Annotated in this window: 13 protein-coding genes; 7 read left to right on the top strand and 6 right to left on the bottom strand. The window is 40.8% G+C overall.

All coding sequences use genetic code 11. The features are described from left to right. Positions 1–25: 25 nt before the first annotated feature. The 5 genes from HC643_RS20845 to HC643_RS20825 form a co-directional block, all read right to left on the bottom strand. Positions 26–904 carry an ABC transporter permease gene (locus tag HC643_RS20845; RefSeq protein WP_050045344.1) on the bottom strand — a complete coding sequence of 293 codons (879 nt, stop codon included), beginning with the start codon at positions 902–904 and terminating at the stop codon, positions 26–28. An 11-nt stretch (positions 905–915) separates the two neighbouring features. Continuing rightward, entirely contained in the window at positions 916–1,713 is a 798-nt protein-coding gene (locus HC643_RS20840; RefSeq protein ID WP_038092839.1) for an ABC transporter ATP-binding protein, read from the bottom strand. A 16-nt stretch (positions 1,714–1,729) separates the two neighbouring features. Further along, complete coding sequence (locus HC643_RS20835; RefSeq protein ID WP_038092842.1) at positions 1,730–2,755, bottom strand: ABC transporter substrate-binding protein; 1,026 nt, start codon at positions 2,753–2,755, stop codon at positions 1,730–1,732. A gap of 136 nt (positions 2,756–2,891) precedes the next feature. Further along, entirely contained in the window at positions 2,892–3,827 is a 936-nt protein-coding gene (locus HC643_RS20830) for an ABC transporter substrate-binding protein (protein ID WP_038092844.1), read from the bottom strand. 417 nt (positions 3,828–4,244) lie between these two features. Next, positions 4,245–5,519 (bottom strand): patatin-like phospholipase family protein, encoded by a 1,275-nt coding sequence (locus HC643_RS20825; RefSeq protein ID WP_050045345.1) that lies wholly within the window; start codon positions 5,517–5,519, stop codon positions 4,245–4,247. Between the two features lie 165 nt (positions 5,520–5,684). Between HC643_RS20825 and HC643_RS20820 the strand changes: the two genes are divergently transcribed. The 5 genes from HC643_RS20820 to HC643_RS20800 all read left to right on the top strand — a co-directional run bounded on the left by HC643_RS20820 (position 5,685) and on the right by HC643_RS20800 (position 13,163). Beyond that, positions 5,685–6,542 (top strand): MBL fold metallo-hydrolase, encoded by an 858-nt coding sequence (locus HC643_RS20820; RefSeq protein ID WP_038092874.1) that lies wholly within the window; start codon positions 5,685–5,687, stop codon positions 6,540–6,542. Between the two features lie 455 nt (positions 6,543–6,997). Continuing rightward, positions 6,998–8,473: a C2 family cysteine protease gene (locus HC643_RS20815; protein WP_038092847.1), complete on the top strand. Its 1,476-nt coding sequence runs from the start codon at positions 6,998–7,000 to the stop codon at positions 8,471–8,473. A gap of 369 nt (positions 8,474–8,842) precedes the next feature. After that, the gene (locus HC643_RS20810) at positions 8,843–9,244 is read left to right on the top strand and encodes a hypothetical protein (RefSeq protein WP_237265916.1); all 402 of its coding nucleotides are present in this window, start codon (positions 8,843–8,845) and stop codon (positions 9,242–9,244) included. A gap of 208 nt (positions 9,245–9,452) precedes the next feature. After that, entirely contained in the window at positions 9,453–11,525 is a 2,073-nt protein-coding gene (locus HC643_RS20805) for a WYL domain-containing protein (RefSeq protein WP_038092855.1), read from the top strand. Positions 11,526–11,660: 135 nt separating this feature from the next. Continuing rightward, entirely contained in the window at positions 11,661–13,163 is a 1,503-nt protein-coding gene (locus tag HC643_RS20800; protein WP_038092858.1) for a TIGR03985 family CRISPR-associated protein, read from the top strand. Positions 13,164–13,292: 129 nt separating this feature from the next. Here HC643_RS20800 and HC643_RS20795 read toward each other — a convergent pair whose 3' ends face one another. Next, positions 13,293–14,324 carry a M48 family metalloprotease gene (locus HC643_RS20795; RefSeq protein WP_038092862.1) on the bottom strand — a complete coding sequence of 344 codons (1,032 nt, stop codon included), beginning with the start codon at positions 14,322–14,324 and terminating at the stop codon, positions 13,293–13,295. A gap of 138 nt (positions 14,325–14,462) precedes the next feature. On the opposite strand from HC643_RS20795, the gene HC643_RS20790 reads away from it, so the two are divergent. After that, positions 14,463–15,413 (top strand): reverse transcriptase domain-containing protein, encoded by a 951-nt coding sequence (locus tag HC643_RS20790; protein WP_167844723.1) that lies wholly within the window; start codon positions 14,463–14,465, stop codon positions 15,411–15,413. A 176-nt stretch (positions 15,414–15,589) separates the two neighbouring features. Further along, entirely contained in the window at positions 15,590–16,594 is a 1,005-nt protein-coding gene (cas1, locus tag HC643_RS20785) for a CRISPR-associated endonuclease Cas1 (RefSeq protein ID WP_167844722.1), read from the top strand. Positions 16,595–16,877: the final 283 nt, after the last annotated feature.

Raw genomic sequence — 16,877 nt, 5'->3', positions numbered from 1 at the left:
CCAATTCTCTCATAAAAGCAGTTAGTTACCTAGGGTTAGATCGCCAGCGTAAGATATGGGATTCTAAAGCGCGAACGCCCCAATCCAGTAAAACGCTAATGAATGCCAAGACTACCAGTATTGCCCAAGCTTTATCAACATTTAAAGTTCCCTGTGCTGCCATTAACAGATAGCCTAACCCCTGAGTTGAACCGATGTACTCAGCTACAAGCGCCCCTACTAAAGCCATCCCCAAACTCGTGCGAATTCCTGCAATAACCCAACTGAGAACTGAAGGCAGTATCACCATGTGCAACATCTGCCATCGATTGGCACCCATGACTTGGAAAGCAGCAACTAACTCGCGATCGATGCTTTGAAGCCCTTGATACGTTGTAAAAAAGATGGGGAAAAAAGCGGCTAAAGCTGCAAGCAAGACTTTGGAGAGCAATCCAATACCAAACCAAATAATGAAAAAGGGAGCTAAGGCAATACGAGGTAGAGAATTAAATACTTGGACATATGGAAGAGTTATCCGCGCTCCTTGCGGAGAGTAAGCTAATACAATTCCCAGACTAATACCACCAGTCATTGCCAGAGCGAGCCCGCTCATTGCTTCTTGAAAGGTGACAAAGATATGTTTAAAGATAGTACCGTTAGAAAATAATTGTCTCACTTCTTGGAGAATAGAGCTTGGCTTGCCGACTAGTGCTGGTTCAATAAACTTGGGTATGCCAAATGCTCCGGCTCCGATTTCCCAAACAAACACGATCGCAACTAGAGGCGTTAGCTGTAAAGCAAGTTGCTGTATACGTTGCGTCCAAGTGATTCTTTTTCGACTAGAACCCGGAAGGTTTGTCTTTTGATGAGTAGAGGAAAGAGGGGATTGTCTGGTACTAATGGTTCTATTGCGGATCGTTCTCATGTTATTTTCATTTATGTTTTAAAGAGTGCGAATCCTCGATCTTGCTGTTCTAATACCTGTGTGGTTAATTCTGACCACATCTCGCGCTGGATTTGTTGAAATTTTGGATCGGTACGAATTGCGATCGCAGAACGTTCCACGGGCAAATCAATCTGAAATTCCTTCACAATTCTGCCAGGGCGGGCGCTTAACAAAAACACTCGTTGCGAAAGCGCGATCGCTTCATCAAGATCGTGAGTGACCAGAACAAAAGTACGTCCCGTATCCCGCCACAATCGGAGGAATTCATCTTGTAACAGAGCACGCGTTTGAGCATCAAGACTGCTGAGAGGTTCGTCAAGTAACACTACATCAGGTTCATATATGAGCGTTCGGATTAGCAACACCCGTTGCTGCATCCCGCCCGATAGTTCTCTGGGAAAACTGTGCTCAAAACCGTTTAATCCATATTTTGCTAGCAATGTCAGGGCTTTTTTTCGTCCTTCAGTCCGAGGTACACCACGGATTTCTAGAGGAGCCGTGACATTATCCAGTACCGTGCGCCAGGGTAGTAAGGTTTGCTTTTGAAATAAGTAACCAATTTGTTTGATATGACTGGTATTGAAAGTCCCTTCTATATGCGTACCGGGACCAATTAACCCCGCGATCGCATTCAGTAACGTGCTTTTTCCGCAGCCACTAGGTCCAATGAGTGTCACAAATTCACCAGCATTGATAGTCAAGCTAATATCTTGCAATGCTTCAATCCGCTTATTCTGGCTCCAATAAGAAATGGAGAGACGTTGGGTATCGATGATAGGGGTTGACATATTTACACTATTCTCCTCAAGCACGACGACCCGAGTAAGTATCAAATACTCCTTGAGAATACGGAACTAATTTTTTAATAATTCCCGTATCTAAAAATACTTTTTGATCTGCAAGATATGCTGTCTGACTGATAGAGGCATTCTTAGGAACGGAGCGCTTGAGTTCGGTACGAAGCCCGGTAAGAATAGCATCTAAGTTGCTATTGTCAAAACGTTTTCCAACCACTTTAATAATTTGTTCGGGTGAGTTTTGATGCATATATGAGAAAGTACGGTTTACTGCTCCAATCAATCTCTTAACTGCATCAGGCTTTTGGGAAGTAATGCGTTCGTGGCTCAGCCAAGCACGAGTCATTGCTTCAGCAGCACCAAAATATTTCTTATGCACGCTGGGATCGAGAGCATTCAGCAGTTGAAAAACCGTTCCTTCCTTAAGTAGTCTGTGCAGGTCGGGAGCGCCAGCAATAGCTGCATCCACTTGACCGCTTTTGAGTAGGGTATAAGTAGAAGTGGTTGTACTTTGAACGTACTCTACATCCTTTTCTGTTAAACCGTTTTGACGCAAATATTTAACCGATACCGCCCAACTCCAAGTACCAATCTCACCGGCTGAAAACCGTTTTCCCTTAAGGTCAGAGACTGCCTTAATTTTAGAACGCAAATCGGAGCGCACGACTAAAGAAGTATCAACAAGATTGCGGCGATTGGCTACGACGTTAAGAGGAACTCCCTTCAGCCGAGAGAAATAAACATGCAAAGGTGCTTGAGCAGCGAAATCAATTTCCCCCGCAATCAGCGCGTCTCGCATTTTTGCTCCACTTTGAAACTGAATCACCTCTGCATTTAAGCCAGCAGCATCGAAAAAACCTAAATCTTCAGGAATCCAAACATCGATGGAGTTAATACCAGTTACTGCTCCCAGTTTGACTTTAATCGTTCCTTGGCTAGCGGCTGGCTGACTGATGCTATCCCAGATCGTTGCAGTTAAAGCTGTTGTTGCTCCCAGGGAAGCATATTTTAAAAAATTTCTGCGCGTGTTCATTAGCTGATTCAAGATTAGGTTGTTTTAGGTTAGTGAAACAGTGCTCGCTCCTTACCTTGAAAGAAGGCAGTTAAAACTATGGGTTCTTCCTAGTTGGATGAACCCATGTTTGCGCTTTTGCTCTATGGCTCGCTCATCAAAGTTTGATAACTCTGTTATCAACAATTTGCTCGAAGCTAGCGTCAGGCTCAATCAGTCCCCAATTCACCATCCAGTTGTAAGTGCGGCGAAAATCTGCTTCAGGGTAGGGTGCTGGGTCTGCATAGCGCAATCGATTGCGGCGGAAGTCCGACGGTTCGAGCTTGACAATATCCTCAGAGACATCGTCGATCAAGTACTGTACGTAGGGGAGCGGATCATCCTGTAAATCCTTCACTGCTCGACGAATTGCCTTATTGATTGCCTCAAAAGTTTCTTTATCCAGTTCGGGGCTGCCAATTTCCAAACCAACGTAGTGTGCTTCGGCAATAATCTTATAGCCCAGTTTTTCTGCTACCGTAATCCACGGCTCCATGACCGCAACTGCATCAACAAGACCGTCACGCAGAGCTACAAAGCGGTTAAAGTGCTTGTCTGCACCGCCGCCCTCGATATGAACCACTTTGATTTCTTCTTTAGAAAGGAAACCTTCAAGAATTTGAATGGCGATGTAGTGGGAGCCATGATGAAAGTTGACACCGATAGGGACGTTAGCTAGGTCTTGTGGGATGTTGTACGGTGAATCAGGTCGCACGACGATCGCCTGACTTGCAATAGCAGCACGCTTAGCTACTACCTGACCTCCACGAGAACTGTCGTAAGTGCGTCGCACCTGTCCCCACTCACAGGCTCGATAGAGGGTGCTCTCGCCCCGTTCAAATAACGATAAAGCACCAAAAGAACTGACCAAACGATGATCGTCGATTAAGGAGATCTCTGGCTTGCGATCGCCAGAGCCACGTTTGATAAACTCGATATCTATGCCTTCGTCGGCAAAGTAACCTTTATCGCGAGCCACGTAGTACGGTAGCGAGAACACCGTCCCGCTAATCTCATTCCTGACTTTCTTGAGTTTAAGAGTTGCGTTACTCATGGTTTATCCCCTTACCCAAAGGATGAGAAGTCTATAAGTATCGCTTATTCTCCGGTATTTACTAGTATTTAGTCAAGTTAATAAATATTTATTTACGGGTTGGAAAAAAATAGAAGAACACACAAAAATTAGATTTTGTCAATTTTTCTCAAATCGTGGAAGCTCAAGGATGGGTAGTTGATATCAGGTAGCTAGTTTATTTTCTGTAAGACTTTTGAGTATCTTAGCCCCCCTTTCGATCCTGCAGTAGTGTACACAAGTCTTCTCGAGTACATTGTTGCTGTTTCGATTGGGGGGTTGGGGGAATCTAACACGCGTGAAAACACGCCCAGTAGTTCTCAGGAATACTAGAAGCCTACACTCACCAAGCGCGGGAGTATAGGTAGTTCATTATGAGTTATGTGTCGCAATTAACGACTAAATAGTTGATAGTTCCTTTATTTGGTTTGCGGTACTGCAAGCGGCGGGATTGTTGGCAACAAACTTTTTAATTGCTACTTTGACCTCAGGTCCTTCGCCGTATACTCTAGAATCATAAATCAGACCATATTCAATGAAGGCTTGAGCTGCTGCAATCAAAGTAGAGATATTATCCTCGGTAGAGTCATCCATATCTTCTGTAACGCTTGTATTGATCTTCTGCTTGAGAGGGTCATCTTTTTGTTGTTCAATCATTTTAAGCAAATACTTATTTTTCCGTTCTGCTTTTTTTCCTATGAGAGAACGAGCTTTTCTATAATCTTCCTCGTTCTTTGGAACATGTTTGTATCGTTCATTCAAATCAAAATCCAGTCGGAGGTAACGTCCTGACTCAAAACCTCCAATAAGGTTTTGGCAGATGGTAGCATTTATTTCACCTGTCGGTTCCATAAATACATCTACAAGTCGTGCAACCCAACCCAATGAAGTCCATTTTTTGATTTGTTCATATTCATATGGGTTTCCACTTTTACCTGTTCCGATAGAAAGTACAGAAATATCCTCTAGTTTGAGATTCTCTAAGTTATATTTCTTCTTCTCCTCCATAGAGAGTTTAGGATGGCGGCTGAGCTTTAAAGCTTGACTGATTGCTGCCAAAGATGGATTATTAGCACAAACCCCACCATCAATGTGGGGGAACGACCAGTCACCAAATGTCTTTTTATCGTATGCTTTTAATTCACGTGGCGGGAAGAAAGTAGGCGCTGATGCGGAACTAATACAGATATCTTTGAGTGGAAGTTCATCATACCAGCGTAAGCCCAAATCGGGATGGAAATTGGTAAAAAAGGTAGTGTTGCGGTAACGCATATCATAGGCAAGAATCAGTAACAGAGGGTGGACAATTTGGCAAATCTTTGTATCACCCAAAGCATCTGGTTTTGAAAGCGCTCGATCCAGCCCATCGTGGGAATATTTGGGTGAGAATATATTTTTGATCTTTCGCCAAGTTTTTCCCAATTTTGTTTTCGAGTAAGGAAAGATTTGCGCGGCATTGTCTTGGTATAGTTTAAGAAGGTCTTCTGTGGTTAAGCCTTTCGCCAGTCCTGCAGCAATAATCGAACCAGTGGAAGTCCCAGCAATCATGTCAAAGTACTGGTGTAACTCTAAGCCGTAAGTATCTCTAATATTACGTTCCACCTCTTGTAGCATCTGTACCGAAGCTATACCACGGATTCCACCACCATCTAAGCTCAGAATTTTGAAGGTCATAGTCCAACAACCATTAAAACTTGCAGTTCTATAGTTCCCAGTAACTGGTAACAAATTAACGTGCTTAAAAGAAAATAATAAAGATTGAAAATACTCCCCCTAAGTATGGTGATTCTCCACGCTTTTTCGTTTTTAAGAGAGATTGATACGAGCGGGGAATCATTTATGCGTATTCATCATCTTAATTGCGGTTGTATGTGTCCGATTGGCGGAGCGCTTTTTGATGGTTTTAGTCGCGGGCTCACAGCCAGTCTTGTTTGTCACTGCTTGCTTGTCGAAACGGATCGGGGACTTGTTCTTATCGATACTGGCTTCGGTCAGCGCGATATTCAAGCACCATTATCAAGACTCAGCCCGTTCTTCATGAATTTGAACCGCATTCAGTTTAAAGAAAAATACACGGCGATCGCAGCTATTGAGCAACTTGGCTTTCACGCCCGCGATGTGCGCCACATAGTGCTGACTCACCTTGATTTCGACCATGCGGGTGGGTTGGAAGATTTTCCAGAAGCTACGGTGCATGTGATGCTTCCCGAGATTGAAGCAGCGCGAGAACGCCGAGGCTTTATTGCATCGCAGCGCTATTGTCCCGGTCAGTGGGATGAAGTCAAACAATGGAGGTATTATTCGGCAAAAGGGGAACCTTGGTTTGGTTTTGATGCAGTACGCGACCTTGATGGGCTACCACCAGAGATTCTTCTCATTCCCCTAGCAGGTCACACGCAAGGTCATGCTGGTATTGCTATCAAAACATCCGAAGGTTGGCTTTTACATGCAGGAGATGCCTACTTTTATCGAGATGAAATGAGAAACCCCAAACCACAATGCACGCCCGGTTTGCGTGCTTATCAATGGTTAATGGAGGTAGACCGTAAGGCTCGACTTGACAATCAAAAACGGTTGCGAGCATTATCTCTCGATCGCAGTAGTAACGTGCGTCTCTTTTGCAGTCACGATGCTATTGAGTTAAAAGCTTTTACCGAGCGAACTAATTCGCAATTGCAGGAAAATTATTCGCGCTGAACAGCTTAATGTTGTACGAACATTTTTATATTCAGGAATGGATTGACACTCCCATGGCTATCAAAACATTGCTAAGCTTGTTTTGATGATATCAAGCCATGGGATTCTTGTTTCACAGAGATTGCAATGAATTTCCCCTCGGTAATGACGCAAGTTGAGAACCCAGTTTTCTATCTTCAACTCTGTAATACTGTATCATTCACCACAATCCACCAAAATTTCTCATTCGCATAAAATGAGTAACGCTACTGCATTGGAGCCTGTAGTCTAGTTTTTGTCAGGATAAATTCTCTAAGAAGTACTTACAGCCATTTTTAAAGAACGCACTGGTGGGGGCGCAAATCATTGCACCCTCACAAACCGTGTGATTTAGTTAGGTGAAAATGCTGTTAAAAAGTATTTCTGCTAATGACTTAAAACCTTTCAAATCACTAGCAATACAGGAGTGTCCGTGTATGTTTGAGTTTGATGGTACAGAGCACATACTAAATACAGGTTTAGGTCTGACTGCTAGCACGCAAACTTATGAGAATTTCGCAGGTCTGTCTGGCTCTAATGATGTAAACCGATTGAGTTTTGGTAGTTGTTACAGCTCTAATTTAATGCTCGACAGTTTCTCAATAGATGAATATACACCATTGATTGAAAGCTCCAATTCTAATGTTTTAGTTAACAGAGGTGAAGATATCACAGGCTCTAAATTTAATAGTGTAGAGCCTAGATATACTCAAATGACTTGGGATACTCGTTTATCGCCTCAACCTAGCAATGAGTTTGGTTTGACAAGTTATTTTACTCAACTTAATAATGATTTTGGTAACAGTAATAGCTCTACTCAAACCACTGATTGGTTTAGTCAAAATTTGAGCGATCCACAATTGATAACAAAAGCAAGAGCGCTAGCTGCTGACAATCAATTCAGTCGCAACGATATGATAGAAATTTTCCGCAATGCTAAAGATGATAATGTCATTAATGCTATTGAATTGAAAGACTTACGGGTACTTGTAAGCAATGCCGATCGCTTTAATATGCCAGACTATGTTCGTGTTCTGTCTGATAAGGTTGTCAATACTAACGTTGCTAACACAAAATATCAAGGTCAAAATCTTGACAATTTATTTGCTGGTAGCACGGGTAACCAAATGGAAAAGCTTATCGGTAAGTGGTTTTTGGGTAGCGATCGCCCAACAATTCCTGTAAATTACACTTACCAACAAGCGAGTGGTTTTTTATTCCAAAATGGCGTGAGTTATCAGGATGTGAACCAAGGTGGGCTTGCTAACTGCTACTTTATGGCTGGTTTAGCAGAAGTTGCTTTACATTCACCTAGTAAAATTCAGAGTATGTTTACAGACAATGGTGACAGTACATACACCGTGCGCTTTTATAAAAATGGAGTTGCTGACTATGTAACGGTAGATAAGTTTTTACCAATAACTTCATCGGGGACTTTTGCTTATGCTCAACAAACCAAGTCTAATGGTGGTTACTATAATGATTCATCTAATGAATTATGGGTGGCTCTAGCAGAAAAAGCTTATGCTCAAATCAACGAGTCTGGATGGATCGAGCAAAGTAATACTAATTCCTATCTAGGTATTGAGTATGGCGCAGATAACAAAGTAGTGACTCACGTTACGGGACGTAATACAAGTTCTAGTTCTTTAGACTTCAACTCTATGGTTAATGCTTACAAAACGGGTAACCTTATGGGTGTAAGTTCTTATGTTTCTGGAGTTGCATCTAATATTGTTCCCAATCACGTGTATGTTGTCACAAATTACGACTCTTTGACTCAAAAGTTTACCCTCTACAACCCTTGGGGAATGAATGGAGGTTACTATGAAGGTAAATTTAAGCCTGGTACTGTACAACTTTCTTTTAATGAGTTAAAAGCTAGTTTTGCAAGTTGGAGTTACACAACTTAAGAGCAAGCTTCTGTTATGAAGGGTGCATCCCGTTTTTGCAAATTCCGTCAGAATAGAATTCTGGGGCTATACAAACCAAGCCCGCGCAGGCGGGCTTTGTATGTATAGTCGCGATTTCAATCGCCCGATGTTTTTCTTGGAGAATCCGGAGGGGTTTCCCGCGCCCTGACGACTGGCGAGGAGGGCGAACCCGGAGGGACTTAGTGTCTATAGTCGCGATTTCAATCGCAAACGTGTTTTATCCAAATTGGGATGCTCCTTATGAAAGTCTCGCTCTTCCAAATATCATGCATGTTTGTCATAGCATATTTTAACCAGTTTTTTGTCAATTTACTTCTCACATCTCCCATATATAATTCATCCTTTGTTATGGCTGCTGAAAAACCCAAACAATCTCAGAGCGTACAAATTACACAAGTGAATCTATTGGCTAGGGAAGAAAAAAGACTACCAGTTGGACAACAGCCAACCCCCAACCGCGACATTGGATTTGCTTCTGTTTTTCTCCGGTTAGAAAATCCTCAAGAAGCTAATTATCAAATTACTATTCAAAAAATTAAAATTGTCAATGTGAGTAATGGGCAATCTCAAAACTTTAGCTATTCCCCACAAAAAATTACAATGCGTCCGTTAGAAAATTCCGAGCAAGCATTCCATTTAAAAAATAAAACAGGATATGTAGGTACAGATAAAGTCAAAGCAGTTGTTATCTACCAAATTGGAGAGCAAGTCAATACTATGACTTCTGCTCCGGTAAAAGTAGAGCGATAGCGCTCGGCGATTGAGTCATGCGATCGCTCTCTTCATTTATGAAATTTATATTTTTACGGGGTGAGGATGTTTGTTCCACAAGACAATCAGGCTGTAGATCTTTTGCTAAAAAACTACTGCAAGGATTTGTTATTCGCACGAGAACTCTAGACTAAAACTCTTTTGCACCTCTAGGATAGACTCATCCTCAAATTTTACAATTTTAAGTATGCCCCTCTGTCACTTCCTCATTGGTGTTCCAGGGAGCGGGAAATCAACCTTAGCGGTTGAACTCGCAAATAACGATGGTTACATTATTGTCTCCACTGATGGAATTCGTTCTCAACTCTACGGCGATCCTGTTACACAAGGTGTATGGAGTGAAGTTGAAACAGAGGCGATCGCGCAAATCTCTGCAGCCCTACAATCTCAAAAAGGTGTCATTTATGATGCAACAAACTGCAAACGCAGTTTCCGGATGGATTTTTTGCAAAAGGTTTCAATGATAGAGCCTCTACAAAATCCTACCTGGGTAGCATGGTATCTAGACACACCTCTCAATATATGCATCGACCGGAATCAACAGCGCGATCGCGTTGTCCCTCAAGAGATTATTGAAAGTATGTTCAAATCCCTGCATAACTTTCCACCCCTAGCTGCAGAAGGTTTTGCAGTTGTTGAGAAAATTGATACGACGAAATTTCCACCCAATACTCGAACTTTTCAAAAATATCTTCAACAGCGTCTCCAACTGCAGCGCCGTATTATTAACCAAAAGAACCGAACGCAACACGCTAACATCGTTTTCCATCGCTACAGCAAGTTACTGGATTTTGACCGTTTAATGCATCTTATTTCCCTAATTGTTGAGTATCCCGGTATTGGTAATTTGCGTGCAACCAATCCCAGCGTGCTGGAGTCTATTTTTGGTTGCGTACCGGATTTCAACAGCGATATTGCTGAAATAGCTGCGCTCTTGGCAAAAAAGCGCAGTCAAATTTATGCTTGTGAAGATGCGATCGCAGCCGATCTACAGTGGCTCGGAGAGCATGGAGTTATTACCTATAATGAACCCTTAACAGTAGAAAGTTCTCCTGACGGCTTACCGATAACATCCACTCATCCCTACTCCGATACCGAACCCTTCAAGCGATTGATTGGAATTATTCAGTTTATACTCCACAATCCCTTCCTTCGCGATACAAGTGGTGGAAGTTTGTCAACCTTAGCAAAGGCGCTTGTGCAAGCCGGAATCATTTACGGAGATGGTTTGGCAACTCTCCGCAAAGATATAGAGAAAATTCTCAAACCCTATAAAATCTTACCTGATTTTCCTCTGCGAAATGGTTATTTTTCCGGTACGGGAATTCTTTCCAAACAAGAATTAATGCGGGTTTTTGAAATGCTTCAATCACAAGCTAAAAGTCTTGATGACCCAGTGCTATTAGATTTCTACGAGCAATTCAAGCAACGAATGATACAGACTAAATTGCTGAATTTCAGTGAAAATGTCTATCCAGTCCGGTCTATTGCTCACCATTCTATTATTAACAACCAGTATTTACACAATGATGCATTGGCAAACAAGCAGTTGCAGTCACAATTAGAGGATGCGATCGCAAGGGGTCAATTGCTTGAATTAAATCGTTTCATAGATGGCGGGCGCTATGCGGGAGATGAAAAAAGCTTTTTCTTAGTCTATCCCTTGCAAATTGTTTTTCACAACCTTGCTTGGTACTTGGGTTATGAGTGTGTTGGTGGAAAAGAACCCGGATTACTCAGATTTGAGAGGTTGGATCGTCTGTTTTTGGGTCAGCCACAGAACCAAGCGCGATCGCGACAAGAACAAGAAGAATCTTTACAGCGATTGCAAACCTTATTAAAAGCCAGTGCGGGATTATTTTTAGGTTACAGTGTTGCTGACCAACGCCAGTTTCTCAAGCAAGATAAAAAGAAGCGTTCCCTAGTTTGCGTGACAGTAGAACTTTGGTTCAATGACGCAATATATAAGTTTGTTGTTGAGGGAACAAAGCGGTTTGCACAAATAAAAATGACCTGTCCGGAGTCCAAGGGGAGATTAAATCTTCCCCCATCAATATTTTGTTTTCAAGAGAAAACAGGAGATAAACGATTTCCCAATCGTTTTCAAGTCATATTACCAAAATGGTCTTTGGATGATTTCGATCTCTGGCGGTGGATTGTAGGTTTTGGGGGAAACGTAAAAGTTATAGAACCACCAGAATTAGTTAATAAAGTAAGAGAAATTGGTACGCAAATTACTGAAGTTTATGATTGTACGTAGCAATCTTTACGCAGAAGCTAATTGCGATCGCTTCTGCAATACTGAGTATTACAAGCTAATGAAGTCTGGTTACCTAGTGTTACATAGATAAAAAGAATCAAGATTTTGGAGAATACCAAATATCGAGGCTCTACAATGTCTAAACTCCAATTGTTTCCTCACTTCTTCGTGCTTCAACGATTGGTTGATGGTTCCCTCAATCAAAGCCAAAACTTAATTACATCAATGCGACGATGGGTTTTAATTAATTGGTTATATGGGGAAGAAAGTGACGATTTGAACTGCATTCAAACAAGCGGTTTCACATTTCATCAATGGAGTCAAGATTTTTTTAATCAAGACTTATTAAAATTACAATCTTCATTTCAATCGGGACATCCATTAGGAAATTTATTAGAGAAAAATGATGAAATATTAAGACTACATCATCAACTATGTCCTTGTTATAAAACAACTGTAGATTGGTTGCGATTTTATAATTTTAATGTTGATGATTGGTTGACAAATTTACAGAAACATATTTATATATCTGAAGCAACAATTACTAAAGTTATTCGCGATCGCTTATTTGCCAAAGTTAGAAAAACACTGCAAGCGGACATAAACTGTCTGATAGCCAAACAGTGTCTTAAATGCGGAAATTCTTTACTTCACAAACATAATATTATCTATAGAGTTGAAAAATTACCTGAATGGCTATCAACAAAGGTATCGGATAAGACAGAAGAATCGAGTACCGTTGTTCCGGGGTTAAGTTCTAGCGAACTCGCGGACTTAGCTCAAGCATTGGATATGTTAACTTTTCTCGACCCCAAATTAGCACCTATCGCTGATAAGATTTCTACAGAAGTTTATGGAACTCGACGTGTATTTTTACATATTGACTATATTTTACCAGAAGACGTTCAAGTTCATGTCGATAATTTACAAGAACAACTACAAGAGAATTGGTGTAAGCCAGAGAGTAAACCAATACTACTTCATTATGCAAGCGCTCGGTTAGGTGCTAAAAAGTGTTTGGTGTATCCCGTATGTATTTATTATATACAAAGAGCAAAATATCTTTGTGCTTATGGAGTGAATCCACGTGGCGAGTTGAATTGGTATAATTATCGTTTGGAAAGAATTAAATCATTATTGTTTGTTGATTGGCAGGATAGAATTATTCCTTCACAATTATTAGAGAAATATTTAAAAAATCAACTTCCTCAGCCAGAAGATGTTGAAGTAGAAATGAGCAAGACTTGGGGTTTTGATGTTAATAATGCTTCTCGCTTAATGCTCCTTCGATTTAATGCCGATTACCACCAACGTTACATCCAAAATACCGTTCGTCACGATACATTTACTAAAATAAAATCGCCAGACAAGGTTGCAGAAGTTATTTGCAAGTATGCAAACAGTAATGGGGAAGCAAAATTCTTACATGGAATCTTGAAGAAATATCCTAACGATGCATATTACACAGTCATGTATCGCGATCGCGATTATAACGTGATGATGCGTTTACTGGCTTGGGGTGCAAATGTCGAGGTGCTATTACCAATGGAATTACGGGAACGAATCGCTCAGAGTGTTCGCGAGACTCATAAGTTTTATCAAGATGAGGAAAGTAGAGTGAGTTGCACATTGAAATAAACTCATCTTCTCACCACAGGCAAAGCAACGCACTCTCTCAGCTTTCTCAATCAACCATCACGCCACTTGCTTCAATGAGGGAACCCCCGTTGAAGCAAGTTGCTCCAAAATCTACAATCCAAAATGGTCTCACTTAATATAAATTCCTCGTCTCAAAGCTTCCATCCGTTTGTGAATTGGTGGATGAGTATGTTTGAGCCAGTGGAAAGTCCCTGTTTCTTCTTTCATTGGGACTCGCACCCACAGAGTTGACATTTGTTCTCTGTCTTTTTTCGGTGGTTGAAAGGGAAGCCTATCTAGGGTTGCTAAGGCTGACACCATTGCATCAACGCTAGTGAGTCTTGCTGCAACTGCATCGGCATGATACTCTCTCCACCGACTGTGCCAAAAAGTTAAGAGTGTCACCAAAAATTGGGTCATGGATGGTAATAACATCAATACAATCCAAATGATGACACCTGTAAAAAACCCCGTTGCTTCTTGCCAACTTCCAAACAAGCCATAAATTAAACCAGCACCTAACATTAACAATGCCACAAATCTTCCCAAGTACCACACCACAAGCAGCATCGGTGCAAAGAGCACCATCATGACTCCACTCCAAGATGCTGATAGTAAGGTTTTTGCCATGGTATCTAAGTTAGCAATATGACCGATTTCATGAGCCATCACTGCTGCAACTTGTTCTCGATTCAAGTGCTTCATTAAACCTGTTGTTGCAACGACCATTGAGTAGGAACGGGTTGCGCCTACTGCATAGGCGTTGGCGTTATCATCGCACAGTTCAATTCCGACTACAGGAGGCTTGGGTATTTTTTCTGCGATCGCAAGATCTCGAATAGTGCTACACAACCATTGTTCCTCTTTTGAATATAGTCCTTTCTCATCAAGTAGAAATGGATTAATCACCCGTATATTTCTTTGATTGATATACGTGGGGACTGCGGAGAAATATCTGTAAGTTGTAGTTACAACCCAGTAAAGACTTGGTAAACCAATACAAATTAAGAAAAACAAACCAAGGACAAAACAGAACGCACCTTGTTGAAAAAGAAGGATTCCATAGTAACTCGCACATAAGCCATAAATGAAAACACTGAAACAAAATACAGTCATAATTGCAATGACTGCTAAATTCCCACGAGCATTTTTAAATTTCATGGCTTGACTCCATTGAGATAAATGACTAGCCTTGAAAATTCAAGATGCTGTAATTTACCATTCCATTGGAAACTCGCCTTTCCGAGGACGCACTAAACTAAAACCTGGTTCGTCAAATTCAAAATCACATTTGTTCCAATGGAAAGAATCATCAGCGAGTTCCTCGCTTTGCACAATTTTCAACGTGCTTGGGAAAAGGTAGCAGAAAAACGCGGATGTGCGGGTATGGATGGGGAAACTATCGATGGTTTCGCTCGCAATCAAGCAATGAATATTTATCAATTACGCGATGCTGTCGCTAATGGTAGCTACGAACCCCAACCTTGCAAACAAGTTGTTATACCCAAACGAAATGGAAACGTGCGAGAATTAAAAATACCCACTGTGCGCGATCGCATTGTTCAACAGGCATTATTAAATGTACTTGCTCCAATTGCGGAGGTCAAGTTTTCGCCTGTGAGTTTTGCTTATCGTCCTAATTTATCTTATCTCAATGCGGTTGAAAAAGTAGCCGATTTGCGAGATGATGGTTATAGTTGGGTTTTTGATGCGGATATTACTAAGTTTTTTGATAATATAGAGCATTCTAGGTTATTACAACAAGTTCGCTTGTATCTCGACCATCCAGGGATTTTATGTTTGATAAAATCGTGGATATCGGTTGGTGTTTTAACTAATGAAGGGTTAGTTTTACCCCAAAAAGGAATTCCACAAGGTGCTGTGATTTCACCTTTATTAGCGAATATTTATTTACATGAGTTTGACGAAGCGATCGCAGCAAGTCAACTGCAACTCGTGCGCTATGCTGATGATTTTCTCGTTTTGGCTCGTACTCAAACAGAAATTTTACAAGCCCAAAGAGAGGTTATGAGTTTATTAGATTCCATGGGCTTGACACTTAATGAAGAGAAAACTCAAATTACAACTTTTGAGCGAGGTTTTTGTTTTCTCGGTCATGGTTTCTTAGATAATGCTATTTTTCCAGTCGATACAAATCGACCAAAATTGAAATACGAAGACGCACAACCGTCACGGCAAAATAAACGTAAAAAAAAACTGCCACTATCCTATCACCGGAACATCAGATAATAGAAATAGAAACAGAGCCGGAAACAGAAGAGTTTTTAGAACAACAGTTTCCAGAACAGCAACGCAATGTTGCATTTCTACATCAACCCTTTCTGTCAGAGACAGACACCGAAGTCGTTTTAGAAGATAACAGCGATCGATACAGTCCTTTACAAAAGAATATATGGAATAGAGACATGGCTGCAATTTATTTGATTGAACAAGGAACGAGTATTTATAAAGACTACCAACGTTTTGTGATCCATGTCAGCGAAAAGCCAAAACTCGAAATTCCAATTCGAGAAGTCGAACAAATTATGATTTTTGGCAATATTCAACTCTCCACTCCCGTAATTAACGCCTGCTTGCAAGAAAAAATATCTGTATTATTTCTAAATCAATCGGGTCAATATCACGGACATTTAGCAAGTGAGGAGTCAACAAATCTCGACAATCATTTAGTGCAAATGGAAAAACGAAACAGTGATGAATTTCAACTTCAGGTATCAAAAGCAATTGTTTGCGGAAAATTAGTCAATTCCAAGCAGCTATTAATGCGATTTAACCGAAAGCGGAAAATTGCAGGAGTTGATAAGGCGATCTATGGGATTGGTCAAGATATTGCTGCTCTAAATTTAGTTGATGATTTAGATTCTCTACGCGGTTATGAAGGAGTTACTGCTGCTCGGTATTTTCCTGCCTTTGGCGAGTTAATTACCAATCCCAATTTTGGATTTTCTGTTCGCAATCGTCAACCGCCTACCGATCCAATCAACTCTTTATTAAGTTTTGGATATACTCTTTTGTTTAATAATGTCCTAAGTTTTATTATTGCTGAAGGGCTTTCTCCTTATATTGGTAACTTTCACTATGGAGAAAGGCAAAAGCCTTATTTAGCTTTCGATTTGATGGAGGAATTTCGGTCTGTTATTGTCGATAGTTTAATTTTGAAAATCATCAATAACTATGAATTTAAAATTCAAGACTTCGATATCTTATCGAGTACGGGAGGAGTGTATTTAAATCAATCTTCTAGACGAATTTTTCTAAAACAGTTTGAAGTTCGTATGAATGAGGAAACATCTCATCCAGATTTGCAATCTCAAGTTACCTATCGTCATGCAATTCAATTACAAGTCAGACGCTATAAGCGTCATTTACTATTAGGAATTCCCTATGAAGCGTTTTTAAGACCTGCTTAATTATTGCATGGATAACAAATAATCCTGATACTAATTCTATATGAGGTTGCGCTTAACGCTCTCATATTGGAAATAAAGTTGGATTTATGAGGTATGAGTATAGGCTAAGCTAATACAGTATTTGCAGGCAAATGAAGTATATGGGTAGGGGCGCAATTCCTTGCGCCCTTACAACAATCTGTACCTTATTAAGTTGCAATTTGCTGGAAATTTTGCAAATTATTTTGAATAGCGATCGATTGGGAGTTTTTATACTAAATTCGGTTTTCTAACCCCTTTTTAG

The organism is Tolypothrix bouteillei VB521301 (assembly GCF_000760695.4).
Taxonomy (GTDB): domain Bacteria; phylum Cyanobacteriota; class Cyanobacteriia; order Cyanobacteriales; family Nostocaceae; genus Scytonema; species Scytonema bouteillei_A.
The sequence above is the reverse complement of the archived record's forward strand: the minus strand, read 5'-3'. Positions and strand labels throughout refer to the sequence as shown.

Coding starts and splice junctions, on each gene's coding strand:
- HC643_RS20845 (WP_050045344.1), bottom strand. CDS start 904: ATGAGAACGATCCGCAATAGAACCATTAGTACCAGACAATCCCCTCTT.
- HC643_RS20840 (WP_038092839.1), bottom strand. CDS start 1,713: ATGTCAACCCCTATCATCGATACCCAACGTCTCTCCATTTCTTATTGG.
- HC643_RS20835 (WP_038092842.1), bottom strand. CDS start 2,755: ATGAACACGCGCAGAAATTTTTTAAAATATGCTTCCCTGGGAGCAACA.
- HC643_RS20830 (WP_038092844.1), bottom strand. CDS start 3,827: ATGAGTAACGCAACTCTTAAACTCAAGAAAGTCAGGAATGAGATTAGC.
- HC643_RS20825 (WP_050045345.1), bottom strand. CDS start 5,519: ATGACCTTCAAAATTCTGAGCTTAGATGGTGGTGGAATCCGTGGTATA.
- HC643_RS20820 (WP_038092874.1), top strand. CDS start 5,685: ATGCGTATTCATCATCTTAATTGCGGTTGTATGTGTCCGATTGGCGGA.
- HC643_RS20815 (WP_038092847.1), top strand. CDS start 6,998: ATGTTTGAGTTTGATGGTACAGAGCACATACTAAATACAGGTTTAGGT.
- HC643_RS20810 (WP_237265916.1), top strand. CDS start 8,843: ATGGCTGCTGAAAAACCCAAACAATCTCAGAGCGTACAAATTACACAA.
- HC643_RS20805 (WP_038092855.1), top strand. CDS start 9,453: ATGCCCCTCTGTCACTTCCTCATTGGTGTTCCAGGGAGCGGGAAATCA.
- HC643_RS20800 (WP_038092858.1), top strand. CDS start 11,661: ATGTCTAAACTCCAATTGTTTCCTCACTTCTTCGTGCTTCAACGATTG.
- HC643_RS20795 (WP_038092862.1), bottom strand. CDS start 14,324: ATGAAATTTAAAAATGCTCGTGGGAATTTAGCAGTCATTGCAATTATG.
- HC643_RS20790 (WP_167844723.1), top strand. CDS start 14,463: ATGGAAAGAATCATCAGCGAGTTCCTCGCTTTGCACAATTTTCAACGT.
- cas1 (WP_167844722.1), top strand. CDS start 15,590: ATGGCTGCAATTTATTTGATTGAACAAGGAACGAGTATTTATAAAGAC.